The 26,462-nt window shown below is 73.2% G+C and carries 24 protein-coding genes, 1 pseudogene and 1 riboswitch; of the genes and pseudogenes, 11 read left to right on the forward strand and 14 right to left on the reverse strand.

All coding sequences use genetic code 11. The annotated features are described in order from the left end of the window. Positions 1-6 precede the first annotated feature (6 nt). Both D3273_RS10940 and D3273_RS10945 read left to right on the forward strand, forming a co-directional pair. Entirely contained in the window at positions 7-1,518 is a 1,512-nt protein-coding gene (locus D3273_RS10940) for a UdgX family uracil-DNA binding protein (protein WP_129226415.1), read from the forward strand. 155 nt (positions 1,519-1,673) lie between these two features. Continuing rightward, positions 1,674-2,402, forward strand: coding sequence for an SDR family NAD(P)-dependent oxidoreductase (locus D3273_RS10945; protein ID WP_129226417.1), 729 nt, complete (start codon positions 1,674-1,676; stop codon positions 2,400-2,402). Between the two features lie 9 nt (positions 2,403-2,411). On the opposite strand, the gene D3273_RS10950 is transcribed toward D3273_RS10945, so the two are convergent. Together D3273_RS10950 and D3273_RS10955 are read right to left on the reverse strand one after the other, a co-directional pair. Continuing rightward, positions 2,412-3,401: an ABC transporter substrate-binding protein gene (locus D3273_RS10950; RefSeq protein WP_129226419.1), complete on the reverse strand. Its 990-nt coding sequence runs from the start codon at positions 3,399-3,401 to the stop codon at positions 2,412-2,414. Further along, the gene (locus D3273_RS10955) at positions 3,401-4,213 is read right to left on the reverse strand and encodes an ABC transporter permease (RefSeq protein ID WP_129226421.1); all 813 of its coding nucleotides are present in this window, start codon (positions 4,211-4,213) and stop codon (positions 3,401-3,403) included. The genes D3273_RS10950 and D3273_RS10955 overlap by 1 nt, the downstream gene beginning before the upstream one ends. After that, positions 4,205-4,312, reverse strand: a riboswitch (TPP riboswitch). (Overlaps the previous gene by 9 nt.) Before the next feature lie 142 nt (positions 4,313-4,454). Here D3273_RS10955 and D3273_RS10960 point away from each other — a divergent pair. Further along, positions 4,455-5,081 carry a carbonic anhydrase gene (locus D3273_RS10960; protein ID WP_129226423.1) on the forward strand — a complete coding sequence of 209 codons (627 nt, stop codon included), beginning with the start codon at positions 4,455-4,457 and terminating at the stop codon, positions 5,079-5,081. Between the two features lie 108 nt (positions 5,082-5,189). Next, positions 5,190-6,095 carry an alpha/beta fold hydrolase gene (locus D3273_RS10965; RefSeq protein WP_129226425.1) on the forward strand — a complete coding sequence of 302 codons (906 nt, stop codon included), beginning with the start codon at positions 5,190-5,192 and terminating at the stop codon, positions 6,093-6,095. A gap of 29 nt (positions 6,096-6,124) precedes the next feature. On the opposite strand, the gene D3273_RS10970 is transcribed toward D3273_RS10965, so the two are convergent. The 4 genes from D3273_RS10970 to D3273_RS10985 form a co-directional block, all read right to left on the reverse strand. Continuing rightward, positions 6,125-6,331, reverse strand: a complete 207-nt coding sequence (locus tag D3273_RS10970; protein WP_129226427.1) for a hypothetical protein — start codon at positions 6,329-6,331, stop codon at positions 6,125-6,127. A 199-nt stretch (positions 6,332-6,530) separates the two neighbouring features. Continuing rightward, positions 6,531-8,006: a porin gene (locus D3273_RS10975; RefSeq protein ID WP_129226429.1), complete on the reverse strand. Its 1,476-nt coding sequence runs from the start codon at positions 8,004-8,006 to the stop codon at positions 6,531-6,533. A gap of 693 nt (positions 8,007-8,699) precedes the next feature. Next, positions 8,700-8,915 (reverse strand): hypothetical protein, encoded by a 216-nt coding sequence (locus D3273_RS10980; protein ID WP_129226431.1) that lies wholly within the window; start codon positions 8,913-8,915, stop codon positions 8,700-8,702. A gap of 105 nt (positions 8,916-9,020) precedes the next feature. Then, positions 9,021-10,271: an alpha-hydroxy acid oxidase gene (locus tag D3273_RS10985; protein WP_245501108.1), complete on the reverse strand. Its 1,251-nt coding sequence runs from the start codon at positions 10,269-10,271 to the stop codon at positions 9,021-9,023. Positions 10,272-10,379: 108 nt separating this feature from the next. Here D3273_RS10985 and D3273_RS10990 point away from each other — a divergent pair, with 108 nt between their 5' ends. Beyond that, positions 10,380-11,318: a DUF808 domain-containing protein gene (locus D3273_RS10990; RefSeq protein WP_129226432.1), complete on the forward strand. Its 939-nt coding sequence runs from the start codon at positions 10,380-10,382 to the stop codon at positions 11,316-11,318. A 6-nt stretch (positions 11,319-11,324) separates the two neighbouring features. Here the strand turns inward: D3273_RS10990 and D3273_RS10995 are convergent, their stop codons facing one another. From D3273_RS10995 to bla, 4 genes are all read right to left on the reverse strand, one after another. Next, a complete protein-coding gene (locus D3273_RS10995) occupies positions 11,325-11,852 on the reverse strand; it encodes a hypothetical protein (RefSeq protein WP_129226433.1) in 528 nt (175 codons plus the stop codon). 122 nt (positions 11,853-11,974) lie between these two features. Then, positions 11,975-12,613: a nicotinate-nucleotide adenylyltransferase gene (locus D3273_RS11000; protein WP_129226582.1), complete on the reverse strand. Its 639-nt coding sequence runs from the start codon at positions 12,611-12,613 to the stop codon at positions 11,975-11,977. Between the two features lie 68 nt (positions 12,614-12,681). Beyond that, on the reverse strand, positions 12,682-13,968 hold the full coding sequence (locus D3273_RS11005) for a glutamate-5-semialdehyde dehydrogenase (RefSeq protein WP_129226434.1): 1,287 nt from the start codon (positions 13,966-13,968) through the stop codon (positions 12,682-12,684). Between the two features lie 59 nt (positions 13,969-14,027). Then, positions 14,028-14,927 (reverse strand): class A beta-lactamase, encoded by a 900-nt coding sequence (gene bla / locus D3273_RS11010; protein ID WP_129226436.1) that lies wholly within the window; start codon positions 14,925-14,927, stop codon positions 14,028-14,030. Between the two features lie 192 nt (positions 14,928-15,119). Between bla and D3273_RS11015 the strand changes: the two genes are divergently transcribed. After that, a complete protein-coding gene (locus tag D3273_RS11015) occupies positions 15,120-16,136 on the forward strand; it encodes a cation diffusion facilitator family transporter (protein ID WP_245501116.1) in 1,017 nt (338 codons plus the stop codon). A gap of 13 nt (positions 16,137-16,149) precedes the next feature. Beyond that, a complete protein-coding gene (locus D3273_RS11020) occupies positions 16,150-16,965 on the forward strand; it encodes an SDR family oxidoreductase (protein WP_129226440.1) in 816 nt (271 codons plus the stop codon). On the opposite strand, the gene D3273_RS11025 is transcribed toward D3273_RS11020, so the two are convergent. Continuing rightward, positions 16,960-17,676: a sulfate transporter family protein gene (locus tag D3273_RS11025; RefSeq protein WP_342634269.1), complete on the reverse strand. Its 717-nt coding sequence runs from the start codon at positions 17,674-17,676 to the stop codon at positions 16,960-16,962. The two genes, D3273_RS11020 and D3273_RS11025, sit on opposite strands and share 6 nt — an antisense overlap. Positions 17,677-17,767: 91 nt before the next feature. Between D3273_RS11025 and D3273_RS11030 the strand changes: the two genes are divergently transcribed. After that, positions 17,768-18,160 carry a response regulator gene (locus D3273_RS11030; protein ID WP_129226442.1) on the forward strand — a complete coding sequence of 131 codons (393 nt, stop codon included), beginning with the start codon at positions 17,768-17,770 and terminating at the stop codon, positions 18,158-18,160. Between the two features lie 5 nt (positions 18,161-18,165). On the opposite strand, the pseudogene D3273_RS11035 reads toward D3273_RS11030, so the two are convergent. Further along, positions 18,166-19,320 (reverse strand): annotated as a pseudogene (locus tag D3273_RS11035) (M20 aminoacylase family protein). Between the two features lie 81 nt (positions 19,321-19,401). Then, positions 19,402-20,103 (reverse strand): hypothetical protein, encoded by a 702-nt coding sequence (locus D3273_RS11040; RefSeq protein WP_129226444.1) that lies wholly within the window; start codon positions 20,101-20,103, stop codon positions 19,402-19,404. Positions 20,104-20,317: 214 nt separating this feature from the next. On the opposite strand from D3273_RS11040, the gene D3273_RS11045 reads away from it, so the two are divergent. From D3273_RS11045 to D3273_RS11055, 3 genes are all read left to right on the forward strand, one after another. After that, positions 20,318-22,711, forward strand: coding sequence for a hypothetical protein (locus tag D3273_RS11045; RefSeq protein ID WP_129226445.1), 2,394 nt, complete (start codon positions 20,318-20,320; stop codon positions 22,709-22,711). 165 nt (positions 22,712-22,876) lie between these two features. After that, the gene (locus tag D3273_RS11050; RefSeq protein ID WP_129226447.1) at positions 22,877-24,700 is read left to right on the forward strand and encodes an ABC transporter ATP-binding protein; all 1,824 of its coding nucleotides are present in this window, start codon (positions 22,877-22,879) and stop codon (positions 24,698-24,700) included. Between the two features lie 55 nt (positions 24,701-24,755). Continuing rightward, positions 24,756-25,010: a hypothetical protein gene (locus D3273_RS11055; protein ID WP_129226449.1), complete on the forward strand. Its 255-nt coding sequence runs from the start codon at positions 24,756-24,758 to the stop codon at positions 25,008-25,010. 30 nt (positions 25,011-25,040) lie between these two features. Here the strand turns inward: D3273_RS11055 and D3273_RS11060 are convergent, their stop codons facing one another. Next, positions 25,041-26,309: a peptide ABC transporter permease gene (locus tag D3273_RS11060; RefSeq protein WP_129226451.1), complete on the reverse strand. Its 1,269-nt coding sequence runs from the start codon at positions 26,307-26,309 to the stop codon at positions 25,041-25,043. Between the last annotated feature and the right edge of the window lie 153 nt (positions 26,310-26,462).

Raw genomic sequence — 26,462 nt, forward strand, 5'->3', positions numbered from 1 at the left:
CCTGCCATGAGAGAGGTCGTCCTCCGCGCGCCCGACGATTACGAGGGCTGGCGCGACGCCGCCCGCGCCCTCGCGGAGGGGAGCGTGCCGCCCGAAGCCGTGGTGTGGCGCGTCGCCGACGATGCGCCGGACCTGTTCGTGTCACCCTCCGAGGGCCCCTCGGACGGTCCGCGGCGCGCGTTGCGCGTGGCGCGGCGCTTCGTGGACCTCGCGGAGCTCGTGGCCTGCCACAAGGACCCGGAGCGCTTCGCATTCCTGTACCGGGTGCTGTGCCGGCTGCAGGACGAGCCGCGCCTGCTCGACATCACCACCGACGAGGACGTGTTCCGCATCGAGATGATGGCGAAGTCGGTGCGGCGCGACCGCCACAAGATGACGGCCTTCGTGCGCTTCAAGGAGGTGGCCGTCGAGGGGGTCCCGCCGGCCTATCTCGCCTGGTTCGAGCCCGAGCACCACATCGTGGCGCTCGCGGCCCCCTTCTTCGTCGAGCGTTTCCGCGCCATGCCCTGGACCATCGTGACGCCCGAGGCGCGGGCCTCGTGGGACGGCGCGGCGCTGCATTTCGGCCCGGGCGGCTCGCGCGACGAGGTGCCGGCCGAGGATGCCACCGAGGAGCATTGGCGCACCTACTACGTGAACATCTTCAACCCGGCGCGGTTGAAGGTGGACGCGATGAAGCGCGAGATGCCGATGAAGTACTGGAAGAACCTCCCCGAGGCCCAGCTCATCGCGCCGCTGATCCGCGCCGCCGGCAACGACGAGGCCCGCATGGTCGCCACCCCGCAGAAGACCGTCCCCAAGCGCGCCGCCACCATCGTGGCCCGCGCCGACGAGGCCCGCGCGACGCGCGACGCGCCGCCTCCCCCGGCCGTCCATGGCGGGATGGGGGGCAACGGGCTCGACGCCCTGAAGCGCGAAGCCCTGGCCTGCACGCGCTGCGACCTGCACCGGTTCGCCACCCAGGTGGTGTTCGGGGAAGGGCTGTCCACGGCCGACCTCGTCTTCGTCGGCGAGCAGCCCGGCGACAAGGAGGACCTGGCCGGAAAGCCGTTCATCGGGCCGGCGGGGTCGCTGTTCGACCGCGCGCTCGGCGAAGCGGGCATCGACCGCTCCCGTGCCTACGTCACCAATGCGGTGAAGCATTTCAAGTTCGAGCCGAGGGGGAAGCGGCGCATCCACAAGAAGCCCGGCGTCGGCGAGATCAACGCCTGCCACCATTGGCTGGAGGAGGAGCTGAAGATCCTCCGCCCGAAGCTCACCATCGCGCTCGGCGCTTCAGCGATCCGCTCGCTGACCGGGCAAAGCGCGTCCGTGCTGTCGGTGCGCGGCACGGTCCTCACCTCGGCCCTGGCGGGCCCGGTCTTCGTCACCGTTCACCCGTCCTTCCTGCTGCGCCTGCCCGACGAGGAATCGCAGCGGACCGAATATGCGCGCTTCGTCGAGGACCTCCGCGCCGCGAAGGCGCTGGCGGCGAACGGCGACGCCGGAGGGCTTCAAGCCACGGGCACCCTGCTGTGAGGCCCTGAGCGGGCCCTCGTCCCGGGCCTGTCGGCGACGGCGGGCGCGGGACCCGGCCGACCGCCGGCCTGCGGTCGAGCGACGCTCCCGCTTCCCTTGATTTCACCCCGCCGCGCCGCAGGTTTGGTCCGACACGGCAGGGGAAGGGCGGCGCTTTGGCTTCGATCATCATCTTCGGCGGCGCGGGCGGCATCGGCTCGGCGGTCGCGCGGCGGCTCGCCGCGCGGGGCGACCGGCCCCACCTCGTCGGCCGCGACCCGGCCAAGCTCGCCGCCGTGGCGCGCGAGGTCGGCGCCGCCTCGTCGGTGTGCGACGTGACGGACGGTGCCGCGGTGGCGGCGGTGGTGGCCGAGGCGGCGGGAGGGGACGGGCTCGCGGGCCTCGTCTACGCGGTCGGCACCATCAACCTGAAGCCGATCGGCTCGCTGACGGAGGCGGATTTCGAGCGCGATTGGCGGATCAACGCGCTCGGCGCCGCGCTGGCCCTGAAGGCCGCGGCGCCCCACCTCAAGGCCGTCGACGGATCGTCGGTCGTGCTGTTCTCGACCGTGGCGGTGGGGCAGGGCTTCGCCGCCCATGCCTCCGTTTCCATGGCGAAGGGCGCCGTCGAGGGCCTGACGGTGGCGCTCGCCGCCGAGCTGGCCCCGAAGGTGCGCGTGAACTGCATCGCCCCGTCTCTGACCCGCACGCCCCTCGCCGAGGGGCTGACCCGCAACGAGGCCTTGGCGAAGGGTGTCGCCGAAACCCACGCGCTGCGCCGCCTGGGCGAAGCCGACGACAGCGCCGCGCTGGCCGCCTTCCTGCTCGGGCCGGAGGCGGGCTGGATCACCGGACAGGTGATCGGCGTCGACGGCGGCCGTTCGACGCTGCGCACGAAGGGGTGAGGCGCCCGCTCACTTCCCGATGTAGCGCTCCAGCGGCTCGGTGCGCTCGATCAGCCCCTTGCTCTTCATGAACTCCGCGAAGGCGGCGTAGCGCGGCCCGTCGGTCGCGGCGGGGTCGGCGGACAGGCGGGGGATCGTCGCCGCCCAGGCGAGCTTGTCCAGCGGGTCGTCGAGCTTGGGATAAGCGTGGACGAAGGCCGCCCAGGCCTCGTCCGGATGGTCGAGGATGAAGAGCTGAGCCTGCCCTACGGCGTCGAGGAAGGGCTTCACGAAGGCCGCCCGGGCGTTGTCGGCCTTGGTGACGAAGATCGATTCGTCGTAGGGCGGCACGCCGTGTTCCTCGGGGAAGAACGGCGTTCCGGGATGGCCGGCGAGCTGCATCTCGAAAAGCTCGACGTTGCGATAGGCGCCCACCACGGCGTCGACCTGGCCACCGATCAGCGGCGCCGTCAGGGCGAAGTTGACGTTGACGAGCTTCACGTCGTCGAGCTTCAACCCCGCGCTTTCCAGCATGGTGCCGAGCAGCGCCGTCTCGTATCCCGCCACCGAATAGCCCACCGTCTTGCCCTTGAGGTCGGCGAGCGACTTGATCCGCCCGTCGGCCAGCACCATCACGGTGTTGAGCGGCGTCTGGATCGAGGTACCGACGCGCTGGATTGGCAGGCCCGCCGCGACGTCGAGGTAGAAGTTCGGCTGGTAGGTCAGCGCGATGTCGCCCTGGCCCGCCGCCACGAGCCGCGGCGGCATGGACGGGTCGGCCGGCTCGACGAAGTCGACGTCGAGGCCGCCCTTCGCGAAGAAGCCCTTCTCCTTCGCCACCACGATGGCGGCGTGGACCGGGTTGACGAACCAGTCGAGCAGCAGCGTCACCTTTCGCGCCGCCGGGGCGGCTGCGGTGTCGCCCGCCGCGGCTGGAGCCGCCGCGGCGGGCCGGCCTTGTGCCGGCAGGAAGCACGCGAGGCCGAGCAGCAGGGCGCCGGCGAAGGGAAGCGGTCGCATCAGGGGTCTCCGGTGAGGGGGGCGAGCGTGTCGGGCGCCCAGGGCGTCATGCGGCGCGTCAGCGCCCCCACGGCGGCCCAGAGCGCCAGCGAGAAGGCGACGAGGATCGTCAGCCCGGCGAAGACCGTGTCGGTCTGCATGCGGGCGTTGGCGTGCAGCATCACGAGGCCGAGCCCCGACGACGAGCCCACCCACTCGCCCACCACCGCGCCGAGCGGCGCCACCGCGGCGGCGACGCGCAGGCCGGCGCCCAGCGCCGGCAGGGCCGACGGCAGGCGGATGAGCAGCAGCGTGTCGCGGCGGGACGCGCCGTTGAGCCGCGCGAGGTCGATGAGGCCTGGATCCGTCCGGCGGAGCCCCTCGAACAGGCTCGTCGATACGGGAAAGAAGATGATCAGCCCCGCCATGGCGAGCTTCGACGCCACGCCGAAGCCGAACCACACGACGAGCAGCGGCGCGATGGCGAAGACCGGCAGCGCCTGGGCGACGACCAGCAGTGGCCCGACCGCGCGCTCCAGCAGCCGCGATTGCGCCATCGCCAGCGCCACTGCCACCCCGCCGAGCGTGCCGAGGAGGAGGCCGCCCAGCATTTCCCCGCCCGTCACCAGGGCGTCGCGCCACAGGAGCGGCGCCTGCCGCAGCAGCGTCGCGGCGACGCGCGACGGGGCCGGCAGGACGTAGGCCGGGGTGTCGAGCGCCCGCACGGCGACCTCCCACAGCGCGAGCGCGCCCACGCCGGTGAGCACGGCCGCCCAGGGCAGGCCGGCCGGGCGGCGGGCACCGGGGGATGCGGCGTCGCGCGCCTCGGGCATGCTGTCGTTCCCTCCGCCGGCACGACCCGGTTCAGGTTCAACGGGTTTCCTTCCGAATGGAAGACTCTCAGCCCGGCCCGGGCACCCCGACGATGGAAGCGCAGCCTACCGGCAAGGGTCGGCGTCGCGCAAGGCCGGGTGTCGACGTCGCGCCCGCCGCGGGTTCGTGCCGCCGGGCCTGCGATCGAAAACCCGCATCGCGCGTTTCCCGCCGGGACACCACATCCGAGGACCGACCAGCATGCCCAAGTTCACCGCCCCCACCGGCACCGACCTTTCGCCCGACGCCGCGCTCGCGCTGCTGAAGGAGGGCAACCGAAACTACGTCGGGGGCGGCACCGTGCGGCCCCACCTCATGGGGGCGGAGCGCCGCGCCGCGCTGGCGCAGGAGCAGCGGCCCTTCTGCGTGCTGGTGGGCTGTTCGGACAGCCGGGTGTCGCCCGAGCTGCTGTTCGGGCGGGGCCTGGGCGACCTCTTCATCGTCCGCAACGCCGGCAACGTGGTCGACCTCGCCGCGATGGGCAGCATCGAATACGGCGTCGCGGTGCTCGGCGCCCCGCTGGTCGTCGTGCTCGGCCACGAGCGCTGCGGCGCCGTGGCGGCGGCCGTGAGCGTCGTCGAGAAGGACACCGAGTATCCCGGCAGCATCGGCCAGATGATCGAGCCGATCCTGCCGGCCGTGTTGCGCGCCAGGCGCGACGGCGACCACGACCTGCTCGACCGGGCCGTCCGCCACAACGTCATGCGCGTCGTGGAGCGGCTGCGCACCACGGAACAGATGTTGCAGGAGCCGCAACGCCAGGGGCGCCTGAAGATCGTCGGCGCGCGCTACGACCTCGACGACGGCGTCGTGGAATTCTTCGAGTGAGATCGGCGGTCGCGAGGTCCTGACCGCCGGCGAGCGCGAACGGGCGCCGCCGCGGCGCGACGCGACCGAGATGCGTCGGCATTTCCGTCGCCTGATGTGAGGGTGTCCGTGCCGAATCCCGACTTCCGCCGGACCACCGTCCTCACCCCGACGCTCGCGGTAGCCTGCGAGGAACGCGGCCCGGCGGACGGTTTTCCCGTGGTCCTGCTGCACGGCTTCCCCTACGACCCGCGCTGCTTCGACGGGGTCGCGCCGCGGCTCGCCCGGGCGGGCCACCGCGTGATCGTCCCCTACCTGCGCGGCTACGGCGACACCCGGTTCCGCAGCGCCGATACGCCGCGCTCGGGCCAGCAGGCCGCCCTGGCGCGGGACCTCGTCGACCTCCTGGACGCCCTGGCGATCCCGCAGGCCGCCCTGATGGGCTTCGATTGGGGCGGGCGGGCCGCCTGCATCGTCGCCGCGCTGTGGCCCGAGCGGGTGCGCTGCCTCGTGACCGGGGACGACTACAACGTCCAGGACATCGCGGCCTCCGGACGCCCTTCGGCCCCGGAGGACGAGCGCCGCCTCTGGTACCAGTATTATTTCCACGCGGAGCGCGGCCGGGCCGGGCTGGCGGCCGACCGCCTCGGCTTCTGCCGGCTGTTGTGGCGGCTGTGGTCGCCGACCTGGGCGGCCGGGCCGGGGCTGTTCGACGCCACGGCGCCGTCCTTCGACAACCCGGACTTCGTCGACGTGGTGATCCACTCCTACCGGCACCGGTTCGGCCTCGTGGCGGGCGACCCCGCGCTCGACGACATCGAGCGCCGCATCGCCCTCCAGCCGCCGATCGCCGTGCCGACGGTGTCGCTGTGCGGGGCAGACGACGGCGTCGGGCCGGCCGAAGCGGACGATCCCGACGCCGACCGGTTCACCGGTCCCTACCGTCGCCACGTGCTCGCGGGGGTGGGACATGCCATCCCGGCCGAAGCGCCGGATACCGTCGCCGACGCGCTGCTGGATCTGCTGCGCGCCTGACGCGTCGGCGGAGGCTTCGCGCGGCGGCGTCAGGCCGGGCCGGGCGAGATCGGGGCGCCGGGCGTGCCGGGGGAGGGCGGTGTCGGGCTCGGCCCGGTGGGGATGCCGATGCCGGGATCGATCACGTCGGGGCCGGGCTGCGGGATGCCGATCGGCTCGACCGACGGCACTTCGACGGGGTTCGGCTGGCCCGGCGCGGGGTCCGGCGCCGCGCCGATGTCGGCGATGCTGGTCATGGGTGTCCTCCTGACGACATGCGCGGCAGGATCCGCGTCCCGCCGCTGCGGTCGGTCAACGCCCGAAGCGCCCCGGAGGTGGCGCGCCGGCGGTGACCGTCGCGCGCGCCCCTTCCCGTCGTCGCGCTGCGGGCCTCCGCGAACGCGAAAGCGCCCCGCCTTGGGGGCGGGGCGCTTCGAGGTGCCGGAAAGGCGGTTCTTAGAAGTCGCGTTCAGCGCGGAGGCGAACCTCGAACCCGTCGGGGTTCTTGGAGATGCCGGTCGGCAGCGCCGAGGCGGCCTGGCCGGGGTTGTGCGCGAGGGTCTGGTCGATGTGGGCGTAGTCGAACTCGAGGCCGAACTCGAGGTTCTTCACGGGATCGAACAGGAACTGGTTGCCGATGCGGTATTCGCTCATGTCGCCCAGGCCGCCGAGGGTCCAGTCGATGTTCTTGGCGCGGCCGTAGCCGCTCTGCTCGTAGGAGCCGAAGAGAACGTCGTGGAAGGTGGCCGTGAAGTAGTGGTTGATGGCGGCCATGGCCGAGAAGCCGCGGCTGAGCGAAAGGTTGTAAGCGCCGGTGCGGGACCCGGGCACGCCGATCGCGATGGCGTCGTGGTCGATGTGCTGGAAGCCACCGAGGTAGCGGGAATTGAAGCCGGTGTTCGCGTAACCCGCGGAGTCCTGGTACAGATACGCACCGTTCTGGTAGGCGCCCTGGATCCAGAGGTCGTCGCCGGCCGCCAGCATGGGCAGCTTGATGCGGACGCCGCCCTGCACGGCGAAGCCGTCGGCATCGTTGTGGTTGAAGCCCTGGCCCGAGGTTCCGACGAACGGCCCGGCATTCGTGTTGATCTGGTGGTAGGCGCCCGACAGCTGAGCGGATCCCCAGGTTTGGTCGTAGCGCACCACGCCGACGACGTCCGGGATCATCGAACCGCCGTAGCGAGCCGTGAGCGCAGTGGCGCCCTGGTTCACGCCGCCGACCTCGAAGGCGCCGCCCTGGATGGTGCCGATGCCGTCCGTGCGCACCTCGTGGCTTTCCAGCGACAGCGTCGCGGAAAGGCCGCCGCCGGCATTGTAGGTGTAGGCGAAGACGGGCGTGGTCAGGTCGGAGTTCGCGATGCCTTCGTAATTGTAGTTGTCGGCATAGAAGTCGAAGAACGACTGGATGCGACCCGCCGTGATGCCGGCGAACTGGATGAAGCCGCGGCGCACGGAGGCGAGGTTGCCGCCCTGGTTGGCGAAGCTGTTCTGGCCGCCGGAGGAGCCGCCGCCGGAGTAGAGGCCCTGGTCACGCTCGATCTGGTACTGGATGTAGGCGCGCAGGGTGCCGTAGGCGGTCTGCGTGCGCGCATCGACGCCCAGGCGGGTCTTGACGAGGAAGCCGGACGTATCCGCGTCGCGGCCCGAGATGATGGTGCCGCCGGCCCTGAGCGCGGTGGCCTGGCCGACCGTGGCGGTCGGGTAGAACTGGCGGGCGTTGTTGATGAACGCGCCTTCGACGCGCACGATGCCGCTGATCTGGATGCAGGTGTCGGTGCCGGGGATGTAGAAGAATCCGGCGCCGGTGAAGTCGCAGACGCGGACGTAGTCGACCGGGGCGGCCTTGCGGACGGGGAGGTCGGCGGCCTGGGCGGCGACCGATCCGGCCAACGCAGCAGTCGATCCGAGCAGCAAGGTCTTGACGAAGTTCATCCGTACATCTCCGAAGGTGCTGATTGTGGAGCGACCGGTCTGGTCGCGCTCAGGGATATATCAATCCGATGGAAGTTCTTCGAAGCACGCCTCGGCCGCCCCGACTTTCGTTTTTTGTCTCTGTTCTTCGCATGGCCGACACGCGCTGGCACTGACCAGCGGCGGGCCTTGCTAGAACTTTCGAGGTGTTGCTTGCGAAAGGCGTAGCGCCTTCGACACATTCAGATTAGCCGCAATGCGGAACATAACAATTGTTTTAAGGCCCCGAAGCCGCCACAAAGCCGTCACGCCGTGAAACAGTGCTAAAAATGCAACGAAAATGCATCCTAAAAGGAAATTTAAGATAGCCGTACAATCCCCGGCTGTCGTCACGGCCGTGATCGGACGGATCGCATCGACCGATGGAGGGACGCCGGCGGTCGGCCGGCCCGATCGACGGCCTGGGCGAACGCGCGCTGCCGCTCACGCGGCGTGGCCTGACGCACGGGCGCAACATCCCTGTCGGTCGGTCCGTGGAACTTCCCGGGCGTCGGCGGTGCCGCGCCCGCATGGGACCGGCTCGCCGCCGGGCGCTTCGACCGGACGACCGCGCGAAGCTTGAACGCGGCGCCGAAGCTCGAGCGCGGGGTGGGGGCGTGCGGATGTCGGGCCCGCGAGCCCGTCCGGCCCCCGCGCCGGCCCGCCATGCTGCCGTCAGGCGGGCTCGGCGTCGTCGTCGTCGGCGATCTCGAACTCGGCCGCCGGGGTGCCGGCCTCCAGGGGGCCGTTGTCGCCATAGCTGACGACCAGGGTTTCGGCGCCGTCCGCCTCGCCCACCGCGATGACGGTGCCGATCTGGTCGGCCATCGGCCCCAGCGTGTCCCGGTGAGCGGCATCGCGTCGAAAGCGGACCTTGTCGCCGATCTTCATGCGGGTTCTCCCATCCCAAGCGGCCCTGCACGGCGGCGCCGCCCTGTTTCGCTCCGAGCGGTGCGACGCCGTCGCCGCCGAACCCTAGACACGCCGCGGGTCCGGTCAAACCCCCCGACGCGGCGCCATGGCTTCCCGCAGCACTTCCGGCCCGACGTCCCCGGGCCCGTCGACGCCGAGCAGGGCCAGGTCGATGTCGATCTCCTTCGACAGGATGCCGATGGCGCGCTGGACGCCGGCTTCCCCGGCGACGGCGGCCGCGAACAGGAAGGGGCGGCCGACGAGAACGAAGTCGGCGCCGAGCGCCAGCGCCTTCAGGACATCGGAGCCGTGGCGGAACCCGCTGTCGCAGAGCACCGCCATGTCGCCGGCCTCGCGCCGGATCTCGGGCAGCACTTCGAGCGGCGACACGGCGGAGTCGAGCTGGCGCCCGCCGTGGTTGGACACCACGACGCCGTCGGCGCCGAGGTCGCGGGCGATCCTGGCGTCCTCGGCGGACAGCAGGCCCTTGATGACGAACTTGCCGCGCCACAGCTTGCGGATCAGCTCGGCTTCCCGCCAGCCGAAATCGTCGTGGCCGGCGATCACCGCCACCTCGCGCGAGAAGATGCCGATGCGCCCCTTCGCTTCGAGGTTCGAGATTTCCGGCACGCCCCGCGCCAGAAAGGTCCGCGCGAACGTGCCGGCGAGCCAGCCGGGGTGGGTCAGCCCGTCCCAGGTCAGGCGCGGCGTGGGCCGCAGCGGCATGGAATAGCCGGCGCGCTTGTCGTTGACGCGGTTCGAGCCCACGGGCACGTCGACCGTCAGCATGTACACGTCGAAGCCCGCGGCCTCGACCCGGCCGAGCATCCGCTCGATCTTGGACGGGTCCGGGGACTGGTAGGCGGCGAACCAGCTGTCGGGGTTGCTCTTCGCCACCTCCTCCAGCGGCGTGATGGAGTTGGCGGACAGCGCATAAGGGATGCCGGCCTCGCGCGCGGCCCGCGCCATGGCGTTGTCGGCGTCGTAGGCCACCACCGCCGAGGCGCCCATCGGGGCGATGCCGAAGGGCGCGGCGTATCGCTTGCCGAACAGGGTCGTCTCCTGCGAGCGCGCCGACACGTCGCGCAGCACGCGGGTCACCATGCGCCAGTGCCCGAACGCCGCGCGGTTGTTGTCGCGCGCCACCATGGCTTCGGCGCCGTTGGCCACGTAGCCGTAGACGGCCTTGGGCAGCTTGCGCCGGGCGAGGCGGGCGAAGTCGTCGAGATCGAGCGCGGAGGACAGCGCGCGCTCCCGCGGGTGCTGCATGCGCTCCAGCGCGCGCTGCGAGCGCTCGGGAAGCCGGTCGGCGCTCGTGTCCTCGCGTCCCGCCATGCCGCACCTTCTCCCTGTCCGTTCCGTAATGTTCAATGGCGGAGCCGGACGGACGTTCCGGCCGTTGGCGATCCGCATGCAGCCGACCGCTGCCGAGGGACATCCGCCATGCCGTCTGGTTTCTTCGCGCTGCTCGACGACGTGGCGGGCATCGCCAGATCGGCGGCGGCCTCGCTCGACGACGTCGCCGCCACGTCGGGCCGCGTCGGGCTGAAGGCCGCGGGCGTGGTGGTCGACGACACGGCCGTGACCCCCCGCTACGTCACGGGCCTGACCCCCGACCGCGAGCTGCCGATGATCGGCCGCATCACGCTGGGCTCGCTGCGCAACAAGCTGCTCATCCTGCTCCCCGCGGCGCTGCTGCTGAACGCGCTCGCGCCCTGGGCGGTCACGCCGCTGCTGATGGCCGGCGGGCTGTTCCTGTGCTTCGAGGGGGCCGAGAAGCTGGTCGAGGTGCTGCGGGGCGCCGGCGCGCATGTCGAGCGCGAGGACGTCGAGGCGGATCCCCGGCTGGTCGAGGACGGGCGGGTGCGGGGCGCGATCCGCACCGACCTGATCCTGTCCGCCGAGATCATGGCGATCTCGCTGGCGGAGGTCGCCGACAGGCCGCTGCTCGTCGAGGCCGTCGTTCTGGCCCTCGTCGGCCTCGTCATCACGCTGAGCGTCTACGGCGTCGTGGCGGTGGTGGTGAAGGTCGACGACGTCGGGCTGCATCTGGCCGGCAGCGGGGCGGCCCCGGTGCGCGCCCTCGGCCGCGCCCTCGTGCGCACCATGCCGCCCGTGATGGCGGCCCTGTCCGCGGTCGGCACCGCCGCGATGATCTGGGTCGGCGGCGGCATCCTGCTGCACGGCGGCGCTGCCCTGGGGTTCGCCGCGCCGGCCCACGCGCTCGACGATGCGGCGTCCGCGGCCGGCCGGGCCGTGCCGGAGCCCGCCGCCGAGGCGGCGGCGTGGCTGGTTTCCGCGGCCGGGTCCGGCTGCGTGGGGCTGGCCGTGGGCGGGGCGATCGTGGGCGTCCTCGCCGTCGTCGCCCGGCTTCGCGGTTGAGCGCTTTCAGCCCGCCTTGCGCAGGAGGCCGGCGACGCGGTCCCTGAAGGAGGCCGGGCGTTCCGCCAGGATGGCGACGATGCGGTCGCGGTCGACCCGCACCTCGGCGAGGTGGGCGCGTTCGGCGGCCACCAGGGCCGTGAGCACGTCGACCTGCCCGGCTTGGACGCGCAGCGCTTCGGCGGCGGTGCGGGCTTCGCGCGCTTCGGTGCGGGCGTCCTCGGCGACGCGGCGCGATTCGAGGAGGTCGTCCGTGAGCTCGCCGACGCGACGCTCCAGGTAGCCGATCAGGGCCCGGGCATCGCGGCCGACGTCCGGGGCGTCGTCCGCCGCGTCGTCGGGGGCGGCGTCGGCGCGCGGTTCGTGGGGGCGCTCCAGCCGTTCCTCGGGCACCGCCACCAGAGCGCGACCGTCGTTGCCGGGGCGGCGCGCCCATTTCTGCCGCGTCGCCAGGCGGCGGGCGCTGTCGGGGGTGATGCCGAGGGCTTCGGCCATGTCGTCGTAGGTGAGCCAGCGGCTGGCGAGGTCGTTCATGGGATCCATCCCGGTGTCGGTGGGGCCGCGGGGGCGGCGTCGGGCGCGACGGCAGGGTGGTCCCGCGATGGTTGATTTTGCGTGAAAGCCTCGCCGCGCGGACGCTGCCTTGGGCCGACCCACTAGGTCCCGCGCGCCGGCACGAGGCCGAGGCCGGCGTCGCGCAGTGCCGTCGAAGACGCCGACGAGCGCGGCCCGTGCAGGTAGACGAAGGCGGGGGGCTGCCGCGTCGGCAGCAGCGCGGCGTCCGATTCGCGCAGGCGGCCCGGCGCCAGCACGGCGGCCGCCCGGCCGTTCAGCGAGCGGAAGGTGGAGCCCGGCCGGTCCACCACGGCCACGGGCACCAGGGCGACGAGCTCGCGCCAGCGCCGCCAGCGGGGCAGCTGCAGCAGGTTGTCGGCGCCCATGATCCACACGAAGTGGACGCCTGGGCAGCGGGCCTTGAGGTGGCGGATCGTGTCGACCGTGAAGCGCATGCCGATGCCGGCTTCCACCCCGGTCGCGGCGATGCGGGGGTGGTCGGCGAGCCGGCGCGCCGCCGCCACGCGGGTGTCGAGGTCGGCGAGCCCGTCGTGGCGCTTCAACGGGTTGCCGGGGGTGACGATCCACCAGACGCGGTCGAGCCCCAGCCGCTTCAGCGCGGTGAGCGACGCCAACCGGTGCCCCTCGTGCGGCGGGTTGAAGCTGCCGCCGAACAGGCCGATGCGAAGCCCCGGGGCCCAGGCGGGCAGGGCCCGCCCACCCGGCGAACGTCCGGGCAGGGCCCGCCCGCCCGGCGAATGTCCGGGCAGGGCCCAGCCGTCCGGCGACCGTGGCCCCGCGGGAAGGTTCACGGCCGGGTCTGCCCGTCCCCGCGCACCCGGTACTTGAAGGAGCAGAGCTGTTCGAGGCCCACCGGCCCCCTGGCGTGCATGCGCCCCGTCGCGATGCCGATCTCGCCGCCGAAGCCGAACTCGCCGCCGTCGGCGAATTGGGTGGAAGCGTTGTGCATCACGATGGCAGAGTCGACCTCCGCCATGAAGGTGGCGGCGGCCTGCAGGTCCTCGGTGACGATGCAGTCCGTGTGGTGCGAGCCGTAGCTTTCGATGTGGTCGACCGCGGCGTCGAGGTCCGCGACCACGCGGGCCGAGATCACGGCGTCGAGGTATTCGGTCCGCCAGTCCTCGTCCGACGCGGGCGTGACGCGCGGGTCGGCCCGGCACGCGGCCGCGTCGCCCCGCACCGCGCAGCCGCGGTCGAGCAGCGCCCCGAGAAGCCGCGGCAGCAGAGCCTCGGCGCGCTTCTCGTGGACCAGCAGGGTTTCGACGGCGCCGCACACGCCGGTGCGGCGGAGCTTGGAGTTCACCAGGATGGCTTCGGCCTTGTCGGCGTCGGCGGCGGCGTCGACGTAGAGGTGCACGAGACCTTCGAGGTGGGCGAAGACCGGCACGCGCGCTTCGGCCTGCACCCGCGCCACCAGCGCCTTGCCGCCGCGCGGCACCAGCACGTCGAGGTTGCCGTCGAGCCCGGCCAGCATCTCGCCGACGGCGTCGCGGTGGCGCGTCGGAACGAGCGAGATCGCCGCGACCGGAAGCCCGACGGCGTCGAGCCCCCGGACCAGGCAGGCATGCAGGGCGCGCGTCGAGTGGACGCTGTCCGAGCCGCCGCGCAGGATGGACGCGTTGCCGGATTTCAGGCACAGCGCGCCCGCGTCGGCGGTGACGTTGGGGCGGCTCTCGTAGATCACGCCGACGACGCCGAGCGGCGTCGACACGCGCTCGATGGTGAGGCCGTTCGGCCGGTCGAAGCTCGCCAGGATGCGGCCGACCGGGCAGGGGAGCTCGGCGATGTCCTCCAGGCTGCGCGCCACCGCCCGCACGCGGTCGGCGTCGAGCGTCAGGCGGTCGCGCGCCGCGGGGCCGAGGTCGCGGGCTTCGGCGAGGTCGCGGGCGTTGGCGTCCAGGATCGCCGCGGTCGAGCGGCGCACCGCGTCGGCGGCCTCCACCAGGGCGCGGTCGATCGTTTCGGCGGGGGCGTTGGCGAGTGCCCGCTGGGCCAAGCGCGCGGCGCGGCCGATCCCGCGCATGACGGCCGGCACGTCCCCGGCCCCGCCGTCCTGTTCCCGCAACCCGTCCATGACGCTCCCTCTCGCGCGGGCTCAATGGCGGATGGCGCGGCGCTTGTCCACGGGGGCTCTCAGGCGGCGAGCTTCGCCGCGATCGCGCCGACCTCGCGCAGCACCGCTTCCCGGGCGTCGTCGTCGAGGCCCGGCGCGTCGCAATAGGCCGCCACCACGATCGGGGCGCGGTTCGGCGGGCGCAGCAGCGCCACGTCGTCGGCGACCGGCCCCGCCGTGCCGGTCTTGTCGCCGACGGTCCACCCTTTCGGCACGCCCGCGCGGATGCGCTTCCCGCCGGTCTCGCAGTCGATGGTCCAGCCGTCGAGCAGGGCCCGCGACGCGGGGCTCAAAGCGTCGCCGAGCAGCAGCGCGCGCGTCAGGGTCGCGAAGGCGCGCGGCGTGGTGGTGTCGCGCTCCCCGTCGGGGCGGTTCAGCGCGGGCTCGATCCGGTCGAAGCGCGATGCCGGATCGCCCAGCCCCCGCGCGAAGCGCGTCACCGCATCCGGGCCGCCGAGGCTTTCGAAGAGCAGGTTGGCGGCGCCGTTGTCGCTGTGAACGATCGCGGCGCGGCACAGCGCTTCCAGGCTCATGCCGCCGTCGGCGAGGTGGGCCTTCGTGTCGGGGGCGTAGCCGACCGCGATGCCGGCGGCCGTGTAGGGCACGCGCCGGTCGAGCCGCTCCGACCCCGCGTCCACGCGGGCCAGCACCGCCGCCACGGACGCGAGCTTGGTGGTCGAGCACATCAGGAAGCGCTCGTCGGCGCGGTGGGCGAGGCTGCGGCCCGAGCCCGTGTCGAGCGCGAAGGCGCCGAGCCGGCCGCCGCTGCGCCGTTCGAGGTCGGCCAGGGCGTCGGCGTCGGCGTCGGCGGCAGCGGCGCCGGCCGGCAGGGCCGGGAGGAGCGCCGCGGCGGCGAGGCCCAGCAGCACGGCGCGCCGGACGGGACGCGGCGCGGCGCCGGTGTCGATGCGATGGGGCATGCCGGTCCTCCGAGATCGTTTCCGCCCCTATACCCGAACCGCGCCGGCGGCGCGCCGGTGGATCCGGCGCTCGTTCCACGCGGTCCGATCGCCGCCGCGCGTCCGGCCGGGGCCGCCGCGGGGCGCGACGCCGCTTCGATCCACCGCGCGCTCTGCTATGCTGCGCCGTCCGACGACGAGGAGAACCCGACGGTGCAGTCCCACGCGGATGGCCACGATCACGACCATGGCCACGATCACGACCACGGCCATGACCACGGCCATCAAGGCCACGGCCACGAAGGCCACGGCCACGGCCACCACGGCCACGGCCTGGGCGGCCACAGCCACGCGCCCGCCTCCTTCGGCCGGGCCTTCGCGGTCGGCATCGCCCTCAACGCCGGCTTCGTGGTGGCGGAGGTCGGCTTCGGCCTGGCCGGCCATTCGGTGGCCCTGCTGGCCGACGCGGGCCACAACCTGTCCGACGTGCTGGGGCTCGCCGTGGCGGGCGGCGCGCATGCGCTGACGCGGCGCGCCCCGACGAACCGCTTCACCTACGGCTTCGGATCGTCGTCGATCCTGGCGGCGCTGTTCAACGCCGTGATCCTGCTCGTCGTCATCGGCGGGCTGTCCTGGGAAGCCATCGTCCGGTTCGGCCATCCCGAGCCCGTCGCCGCGCCCACGATGATGGGCGTCGCCGCCGCCGGCATCGCGGTGAACGGGATCTGCGCGTGGCTGTTCGCGTCCGGCCGGGCCGGCGACCTCAACCTCCGCGGCGCCTTCGCCCACATGCTCGCCGACGCGGTCGTGTCGGTCGGCGTCGTGCTGGCGGGCCTGCTGATCCTGCTCACGGGCTGGGCATGGGTCGACCCCGCCGTCAGCCTCGCCGTCAACGCCGTCATCGTGTGGGGCACCTGGAGCCTGCTGCGCGACAGCACCTGCCTGGCGATGGGCGCGGTGCCGCCCGGCATCGAGCCCGCCGCGGTGAAGCGCTACCTCGCCGGACGCCCGGGAGTGTCCGGGCTGCACGACCTCCACATCTGGCCGATCTCCACCACCGACACGGCGTTGACCGCCCATCTCGTCATGCCCGGGGGGCACCCGGGCGACGCCGCCCTGATGGAGGCCTGCGCGGGATTGCGGGAGCTTTTCGGCATCGGCCATGCCACGCTGCAGGTCGAGACCGACGAAGCCACGCTCTGCGCGCTGGCGCCCGAACACGTCGTGTGACGAGGGACAGGCCATGAGGAACGCCCACCGCCTGGAAGGCCGGGTCGCGCTGGTGACGGGCGCGTCGCGCGGCATCGGCCGCGCCGTCGCCGAGCTGTTCGCCCGCGAAGGCGCGACGGTGGCGGTCAACCATTGGCGCGATCCCGAAGCCGCCGCCGCGGCCGTGGCGGCCCTGCACGCCGCCTCGGCCGCCGAGGGCCATCCCGCCCGCCCCCATGCGGCGCACGACGCCGACGTGGCCGACGCGGGCGCGGTGGCGCGCATGTTCGCGGACGTCGCGGCCCGCTGCGGCCGGCTCGACATCCTCGTCAACAATGCCGGGATGCAGGTCGAGACGCCCGGCGAAAGCTTCGACGACGCGGCCTTCCTGCGCGTGCTCGGCGTCGACCTGATCGGCCCGGCGCTGTGCTCGCGCGCGGCGTTGAGGATGTTTCTGGAGCAGGGTGGGGGCGGCACGATCGTCAACACGACGAGCGTGCACGAGGCGGTCCCCAAGCCCGGCTACGCGGCCTATTCGGCGGCGAAGGGCGGGCTCGGCAACCTCACCCGCACGCTGGCGCTGGAGTTCGCCGGCCGCGGCATCCGCGTCAACGCGGTGGGGCCCGGCGCCGTCGCCACCGACATGAACGCCGCCTGGACCGGCGATCCCGCCGCGCGGGCCGCCGTGGAATCGCACATCCCCATGGGCCGCGCGGCGTCGGCTGAGGAGATCGCGGCCGTGTTCGCCTTTCTGGCGTCGGACGAGGCCCGCTACATCACGGGGCAGACGGTCTACGCCTGCGGCGGCCTCACGCTCTACGGCGACTTCGCCACCAACTGGGCCTCATAGCTCCCGCCGCCCGCCGTCCCACGCCCGGAACCGCGCCGGGTCGGCCGCCACCTCGGGCAGGCGCTTGAAGACCCGCACCATGAAGGCTGTGGCGAAGAGCGGCGTCAGCAGGTTCAGCACCGGCACCGACACCACCGCCGCCATCACGAGGCCGGCGAGGACGATGCGCCCGGAATGGCGACGCCGCAGCGTTTCGGCATCGGCCGGCGACAGGTGGCGCAGGGCCACGAACTCGTAATATTGCCGGCCGAGCAGGTAGGCGTTGGCGCCCAGGAACGCCACGGCGTTGACCCCGGGGACGAGCAGCAGCAGCAGCGCCAGCACGGTGACGCCGAGCTGCAGCGCGCCGAACCGCACGGACAGCACCAGCGCGGGCAGGATGCGGAGCGGGCGACCGGGCGGCGACAGGGGGTCGAGGTCGCGCTCGACGTGTTCCGCCAGGTCGTCGATGAAGAAGCCCGCCACCACCGACGACACCGGCGCCACCAGGAACACCGAGCCGACCAGCAGCCCGAGCCCCGCCACGATGCCGAGCAGGGTGGACAGCCAGGCGGCATGGACGGCGACGAGCAGCAGCAGGCCGTGGTCGAGCAGCGCCACGGCGCCGACGAGCAGCAGCAGGGTGAGGCCCAGCACCTTGAGGAGGGCCGCGCGGAACGGCGGCGTCAGGATCTCGCGGAACGCCGCGAGGGCGTCGGCCAGCAGCAGCACGGGGGGAGGGCCTTTTACTTGCGGTAAAGCATGGTTGACGGGATCGTTCAAATACACCGGAACTTGCCGGATTCCCTGTCGTTACGATGACATGGCACAGCTTCACAACTCGGGGTCCCGGCGGACCGTTGTGGTCGTCGAGGACGAGTTCCTCGTGCGTGACCTCGCGGTCTGCGAACTCGAGGACAACGGTTTCACCGTGGTCGAGTTCGACTGCGCCGACGCCGCTCTGCCCTACCTGCGCGAGCACGGCGGCGACGCGGCGGTGATCGTCACGGACGTGCAGATGCCCGGGTCGCTGAACGGGCTGGAACTGGTCGCCATCCTCGATCGCCTGTGGCCCGGCGTCCCGGTGCTGATCACCTCGGGCGGCCCCCTCGTCGACCCCCGCCGGCTGCCCGCCTGCGCGGGTTTCCTGAGCAAGCCCTGGCGGCCCGAGGACATGGTGGCCCGCGTGGCCGGCATGGCCGCCGCGGCGCACTGACCGGTTCAGGGCGCGAGCGCGGTCTCGACGAGGCTGATCCAGTAGGCGATGCCGTTGGCGATGGCCGCATCGTCGAAGTCGTAGGCGGGGTGGTGCAGGCCGGCGCTGTCGCCGTTGCCGATGAACACGAAGGCGCCGGGCCGCTCGTCCAGCATGTAGGAGAAGTCCTCGGCGCCCATCATCGGGGCGATGGCCTCGTCCACGCCCCCGCTCCCCACCACGGCCGTCGCCGCCTTGGCGGCGAGGCGGGCCTTCTCGGGATCGTTGCGCGTCACCGGCTAGCCGCGGTCGTTGCGGAACGTCGCGCGCGCGCCGTGGGCGGCGGCGACGCTTTCGGCGATGGCCCGGAGCCGCGCTTCGGCGTGGTCGCGCATCGCGGGCGTCAGCGTGCGGATGGTGCCGGCGAGGCGGGCGGTCTGGGGGATGGCGTTCTGGGCCGACCCGGCCTGGAACACCGTCACCGACACCACCACGGCTTCCAGGGGATCGACGTTGCGGGCCACGATGCCCTGCGCCATCGTGACGATGTGGGAGCCGACCAGCACCGGGTCGACGGTCTGGTGGGGCAGGGCGGCGTGGCCGCCGCGCCCCTCGATGTCGATGACGAAGCGGTCCGCCGCCGCCATGATGGGGCCGGGCCGGGTGGCGAAGCGGCCGGTGGCCAAGCCCGGCAGGCTGTGCATCCCGTAAACCTCGTCGACGCCGAAGCGGGTCAGCAGCCCGTCGCCGATCATCGCCCGCGCGCCGGCGCCGCCCTCTTCGGCCGGCTGGAACACGCACACGGCCGTCCCGGCGAAGTCGCGCGACTCGCACAGCGCGCGCGCGGCGCCGAGCAGCATGGCGGTGTGGCCGTCGTGGCCGCAAGCGTGCATCGCCCCATCGGTGCGGGACGCGTAGGGCAGGTTCGTGCGCTCGGCGATCGGCAGCGCGTCCATGTCGGCCCGGAGCGCGACGGTCCGGCCGGGGCCGCGCCGCCCGCGGACCGTCCCGACCACGCCGGTGCGGCCGATGCCGGTGGCGACCTCGTCGCAGCCGAATTCCCGCAGGCGCTCCGCCACCAGGCCCGCGGTGCGGTGGACGTCGTACAGGATTTCGGGGTTCTGGTGGAAGTCGCGCCGCCACGCCGTGGCGTCGGCGACGATGCTGTCCGCGATCGGCATTCTGGTGTCCCGGTGGGGAAGGTCAGGCACCAGACCCCAGCCCCGATGAGGCGTCAACCGCGCCGGGGCCGGGACCGGCCGTCACCGGTTGGGCGCGTAGGCGTCGCTCAGGATCTGGCGCGAGTTGATGAAGCCCTGCTTCAGGGCCGACCAGGCCGTGCGGCTCGCCGTGGACAGCTTCGTGAGGCGCGCGCCCGCCGCCGCGGCGCGAGCCTTGACGGCCGCGATGCGCGCCTCGACGGCGTCGCGCTGTTCCGCGGTCATGTCGGCCACCTTGGCCTGCAGGTCGGACGCGACGCCCAGCCAGTAGCTCTGCTCGGCCTTCAACCTTGCTTCGACGACCGCCTTGCGCTGCGCGACGTCGAGCTTGAACTGCGCCACGTCGGCGTCGACCGCGCTGTCGAACTGCTTGTAAGGCGCTTCCAGCGCGGCGCGGGCGGTGCGGAGCTGGTCGACGGTCATCTGGCGGCCCTGGGCCACGACGCTGTCGATCTCCTTCTTGTAGGTGTCGCGCACGGTTTTCAGCGCCGTCACGGCGTCGTGGGCCTTCTGCCGGGTCGCGGCATCCACCTTGTCGGCGTCGTCCTGCAGCACCGAGATGGTGGCGTCCATCTCGGCCAGGCGCTCCTGCGCGCTGGCGATGGCCGCATGCGCGCCGACGGGGTCGGGTTCCGCACCGGCGGAACGGGCCGCGGCGGCGGGGGCGGCCGGGGTCGCCGCGAAAGCCGCCGCCGGGGCGAGGGCGGCGATGAGGGCGAGGGCCGGAAGAACGCGGCGTGACATGGGGCGGGATCCTCGATGACTGATGTGCGGCATTTTAGACGCAGGTTTCCGATGGCGCCAACGCCCGAAGCGCGGGGTCGTTGCGCGCCGTTTTCCCCTCCGGACCGTTTCGACGCGCCCGCGCCGCCCGCAGGCCGCGGCTTGTTCCGCGCCGCCGCGCCCCTTATCGCTCGCCGGATCGCGGCACGCTCCCGCATCGGACGCAGGGGACACGATGACCACCACGGGTGACAGGGCCGCGCCCGCCCGCCCGCGCGGGACGCGGGGTGTTTCGCTCGGCACGATAGCGGCGGCCGTGCTGCTCGGCGCCTGGCTGTCGATCGCGGCCTTCCACCCGTTCACGCCCGCAGTGCCCCAGCCCGGGCTCGACGGGTCCTGGGTGACGGCCCTCGGGGAAGCCGCGGACCGGGGCCTGCGCTGGGGGCCCGACGTCGCCTTCACCTACGGCCCCGCGTCCACGCTGGTGACGGCGTACTTCAACGCCGCCTACCTCCCCGTGACCCTGCCGCTGCTGCTCGCCACCTGCCTGCTGTTCGGAGCCTCGACGGCGCTGCTCGCCCCGCCCCGCGGGCCGCTCGCGCTCGCAGGAACGGCCGCGGCGACCGGCGCGGTCGCGGCGCTGTCGATCGGCTATCCCGACAGCGTGTTTCTCGTTCTGCCCCTGGCGCCGTTCCTGCTCCGCCTGTCGCGGGTCCGGACCGGGCCCGTCCCGGCCCTCGTGGCCGGCGCCACGGCGGTCGCGGTCGGGATGATCGGCATGAGCAAGACGAGCTTCCCGCTGTCGGCCGTGCCGTTGTTCGTGCTCGGGGATGCCGCCGCGGTCCTGCGCCGCCGCGTCCCGGCGCTGACGCTGCCCTGCGCGCTCGGCTTCCTCCTGTCCGACCGCGTGTACCGCCAGAACCCGGCGGACCTGCCGCTGTTCTTCCGGCAGCAATGGGAGGTCGTGTCGGGCTACAGCGACGCCATGGCGCTCGACGGGAGCCGGGGCGAGCTGCTCGCCTTCCTGCTGGCCGTGGCCGCCTGCATTCTGCTGGCCGCCGGGGCGGAGTGGCGGGGCGCGGGTGGGCGCACGGCGTCGCGCTTCGCCGTGCCGCTCGGCCTCGCCTGGGTGCTGCTGATCCTGTTCAAGGCGGGCTTCGTGCGCCAGGACACCCACACGCTGATCGCCTGGCACGGCCTGGCGCTGGCGGCCTCGCTCGTGGCCTGGGCTCGGTTCCGGCCCCGCGCCGCCGCGGCCGCCTCGCTCTGTGCCGTCGCCGTGGCGGCGGCGTTCGGGCTGGCCGTCGTGGGGCCGGCGGCCGATCCCGCGGTCCGCGGCGGCGCGGTGGTGGCCGCCGCACACCGGGTGTTCGTGGCGGGGCCGGCCGCACAGCTCGCCGCGGCCTTCGATCTCGCGCGCGACCCGTCCGCCTTTGCGCGCGCGAGGCGGGCCGAAAAGGCGGCGGCGTGGCGGGAGATCGCCGAGTCCGCGCCCCTGCCGCGGCTCGACGGCGGCGTGGATGTCATCCCGTCGCGGCAGAGCCGCCTGATCGCGTCGGGCCTCGACTACCGGCCGCGGCCGAGCTTCCAGGAATATTCGACCTACACCCCGGCCCTGATCGCCGCCAACCGCGCCTTCCTGTCCGGACCGCGGGCGCCGGACTGGGTGTTGTTCGGGCCCGAATCCGGCTTCGGTTCCATGACGCTCGACCGCCGCTACCCGAACCTCGCCGAGGGCGCCCTGTGGCTCGACCTTCTGGCGCTGTATCGCCCCGAGCGCCACATCGGCGACCTTTTGGCGCTGCGCCGGCGCGACGTCCCGGCGCCGCTCGCCCTCGGCGCCGCGCGCCGGTCCGCCGTGGGATTCGACGAGGAGGTCGCGGTCGGCCCGCTCCCCGACGGCGCGCGGGCGGTCTTCGCCACCGTGGACGTCCGGCCGACGCTCCTCGGCCGCCTCGCGGCCTTCCTGTTCAGGTCGCCGCCGTTGACGCTGAGCGCGCGCTTCGCGGACGGGCACGAGCGCGTCTACCAGTTCGTGCCCGGCATCGGGTCGTCGGGCTTCGTGCTGTCGCCGACGGTGAACAATGCCACCGAGTTCGAAGCGCTGGCCGACGGCGCCCCGCCCCCGCCGGACCGCGTCGTGACCGCCTTCAGCCTCCACGCGCCGCCGCGGATGCGTGCGCTGCTGCAGCCCGCCGTCGCGGTGACGCTGCAGACCGTGTCGGGGGGCGGACAGGCGGCGCCCCCGGCGCCCGACTCGGCCTGGTCGGCGCTGTCCGCCGCGGAAGGGCGCGCGCCCGACGGCGCCGACATCGGCGTGGTCCCGCCCTCGCTCCTCGCCGTCCCGGCGGCCGGGCTGCCGCGGGTCGAGCTCGGCTTCGGCCTCGCGCTGGCCGACGACGCGCCCCCGGGCGCCGAAAGGCTGTGCTTCGCCATCCACTCGGCCGACGGCACCGCGCGGACGCTGTGGCGTCGCTGCCTCGACCGCGCGCGCGAAGCCGACCGCGGGCCCCAGTCCGTGTCGCTCGCCCTGCCGCCCGGCACCTCCGAGCTGGCGCTGGGAACCACCTGCGAGGCGGGGTGCGACGAGGGCATGGGCGGCTATTGGGCGCCGCCCCCCCGCCGTTGAGCCTGCGATCGGCCTTGGAGCGGACATTCGGGGGCCGGCCCACGACATCCTGCCCGGCCCCGTTGGCCCGCCCGCCCCGAATGGGTTAAGGGATCGCCCAGGAGGGGCGCCGCCCCGGTTCCATCCGCCCATCCCCCGGGTCCCCGGCGGGACCCGAGGAGTTTCATGGCGAAGTCCGCGACGGTTCCCGCCGTCCCCGCCCCCGGTGCCGCCGACGGCGACGGCCGGTCCCTTCCGCTGATCCGCCGCCTGATGGCCGAGCACGCCCGCGCCCATGCGGGCTCCTACGCCCTGGCGCTCGTCCTCATGGCGATCAGCGCCGCGGCCTCGGTCGGCTCGGTGGCGCTGCTCCGGCCGGTGGTCAACGGCATGACGGGCATGACGGTCGCCGAGCCCGGCGCCTTCAAGATGCTGCGCAACCTCGCGGTGGCGGTGGCGGTTCTCTACGTGGTGCGCGGCCTCGCCACCTGCGGCCAGCTCATCCTGATGTCGCGGGCCGGCAACCGCATCGTGGCGTCGCTGCAGCGGCGCGTCTACGACCACCTGCTGCACCAGCCCGTGCGCTTCTTCTCGGACCGGCATTCCTCCGAGCTGATGGCGCGGCTCGCCATGGCGGCCAACGGCGCGCGCGACGCCGTGCAGTTCGTCATCAACTCGGCCGGCCGCGACGTGCTGACCGTGGTCGGCCTCGCCGGCGTCATGGTCTACAACGATCCGCTGATGAGCCTGATCGCCCTGTCGATCGCGCCCGTCGGCGTGCTGATGCTGAGCCGCCTGATGAAGAAGGTGCGCCGCGCCGCGCGCCGCTCCTTCGACGGCTCGGCCGACATCATGAAGCACATGGGCGAGACCGCCCAGGGCATCCGCATCATCAAGAGCTTCAACCTCGAAGGCGTGATGCGGAGCCGCATGGCGGGTGCCGTCGGCGAGGTCGAGAAAGCCGCCAACCGCATGGCGATCGGCATCGCGTTGTCGTCCCCGGTGTCCGAAACGCTGGGCGGCGTCGCGGTGGCGATCATCATCCTGTACGGCGGCTGGAAGGTCGCCGTGGCGCACAGCGACCCCGGCTCCTTCTTCGCCTTCATGGGCGCGCTCCTGTCCGCCTACGAGCCGGCCAAGCGCCTCGGGCGCCTGAACCTCGACCTGCAGAACAGCCTCGTCGGCGCGCGCCTCGTCTACGACCTGCTCGACGAGCCGCTCCCCGACGCGCGCGACGCGGCCAAGCCCGACCTCGTGCCGGGGCCGGGGCGCATCACGCTCGAAGGGGTGTCCTTCTCCTACCGCCAGGGCGAACGGGTGCTCGACCGCATCGACCTGCTGGCGGAGCCCGACAAGACGACGGCGCTCGTCGGCCCGTCGGGGGGCGGCAAGTCCACCATCATCAGCCTCGTGCAGCGGCTCTACGAGCCCGAATCCGGCGCGGTGCGGATCGACGGCCAGGACGTGACGGGGGTCAACACCCGCTCGTTGCGCGACGCCATCGCGTTCGTGGCGCAGGACGTGTTCCTGTTCCGCGGCACGATCCGCGACAACATCGCGCTCGGCCGCCCCGGCGCCACCGAGGCCGAGATCGTCGACGCGGCCCGGCGCGCCCACGCCCACGACTTCATCATGGGCTTCGACCAGGGCTTCGACACCGAGGTGGGCGAGCAGGGCGCGAAGCTGTCCGGCGGGCAGCGCCAGCGCATCGCCATCGCGCGCGCCTTCCTCAAGCGCGCCTCCATCATCCTGCTCGACGAGCCGACGGCGGCGCTGGACTCGGAATCCGAGCGCGAAGTGCAGAAGGCCCTCGACGAGCTCAGGGTCGGGCGCACCACGGTGGTGGTGGCGCATCGGCTGCAGACCATCGTCGACGCGGACCGCATCTGCGTGATCGAGAACGGCCGGGCGGTGGAATACGGCACCCACGACGAACTGATGGCGCGGCGCGGGTCCTACCACGCGTTCTTCGCCACCCAGTTCGGCGATCGGGCGCGACGCATCGCCTGACCACACCCGTGATCCTTCCACCCATCCCGCGGGTTGGAGCGGCACGGAGGACGTCATGATCAGGACATGGACACTCGCGGTCGCGGCAGCCCTGCTGGCGGCCTGCCCCGCGCTCGCCCAGGTGCACGACGGGATCGACAATTCCCCGTCGCAGCAGCGCATCGCCGACGGGTTCCGGGCTCAAGGCTCGAAATGCGACGCGCCGGCCTGCCACAACGATGCGGACGGCGTGTACCCGCCGTCGACGCGGCCGGGGGACCCCGCCAAGGTGCCGTCGACCCCGGCCGGGCAGGCGCAGCCGCGCGACTGACCGGCGACCTCGGCAGGACGCCGCCGGGGGTCAGGGCAGGCTTCGCCGCCCGGTCGCTTGGGCCGCCGTCATCACCCGCGCATGCGGCCGTTCGGTGCGATATTGCCCGCGGATCACCACCGCGAAGGCCAGGGCTCCCACCGACAGGGTCGTGACCCACCAGAGTTCCGTCGTGTCGAGCCCCCACAGCGCGAAGGTGAGGCCGGACACGATTTCCGCCAGCAGGAAGGGCGCGACGGCCTCCGAGGTGCGCCCCGCCAACGTCAGCCCGCCGTAGGCGACGGCCGCCGCCGCCACGGCGCCGACGATGCCGAGGTCGTACCAGATCTCGAAGGCGAGGCTGCGCGGGATCTCCGGCGGCAGGTAGCCCACCACGGCGCCGCGGGCCGCGAGGTCGAGCCCGTGCCCCGTCAGCAGCCGCCACGGCGCCGAGGCGACGAGGTCGGCCCAGACGTGCAGCGCCCGCGCCATCCCGCCGAGCTCGGGCACGCTGCCGCCGGTAGCCGCCCCGACGGCATCCAAGGCCGGCCCGAACACGAAGGGGATGGCGGGGGCGAGCAGCAGCAGCACCGCCGCGGCGATGCCGAAGGACGCGCCGGCGCGGCGCGGCGACAGGGTCGCGACCGCGAAAGCCATGGCGCCGAGCGCCAGCGCGGTCAGCGCCACGGGCGTCCAGGCCGCCATGGCGGCGAGGGTGATGCCGATGACGAGCAACGCCGCCGAGGCCCAGCGTTCGCGCACCGCCAGCGCGCCCAGCGCCGGCCACACCAGGACGACGAGGCTCACCACGGCGCGCACCAGGGTGGCGTCGGCGTCGGGAAACAGGCTGAGCCGTTGCGCCCCCACGAGGCCGAAGACCGCAGTGGCGATGCCGGCCGGCACGAGGCCCAGCGGGAACAGGTACAGGTTCGACGTGCGCGTCCGCTCCGGCAGCGCCGCGATCACCAGCACCACGCCGACGATCGTGCCGCCCTCCTTCAGCCAGCGCAGGCCCGCGTCGGAGGGGAAGGGCGTCCAGATGATCGAGGCGGCGCTCCACACCAGGATCGCCACGCCGCCGAGGCCGGCGGTGGTGGCCACGCCCCGGGCGAGGCGCCGCTCGAAGGGCGCCCGCGGCAGCAGGGTCGCGGCGAGCAGCAGCAGGCCCGCGCCGATCGGCAGCAGCGTGAACACGGCGCGGCGCGACACGACGGCGCTGAGCGGCACCGCGAAGGCGAGCACGAACAGGCCGAGGCGGATCAGCAGGAGGGCGGCGTCGGCGGCCGGATCGTCGATGGGGCGGGAACGGGAGGAGGGCATGGACGCGGACTTCGAGCGCGGGCCCGCGGAGGGCCCGTGCCGTCACGCTATCGTGAATCCGACTCCGACATCGTTGCAGGACTGCAACAGCACCGTTCAAAGGCGGATCTCGCCCGGCGACCTCCCCGCCGGCTGCCCGGGCGGCCGCCGGGG

Source organism: Lichenibacterium minor, assembly GCF_004137685.1.
Classification (GTDB): domain Bacteria; phylum Pseudomonadota; class Alphaproteobacteria; order Rhizobiales; family Beijerinckiaceae; genus Lichenihabitans; species Lichenihabitans minor.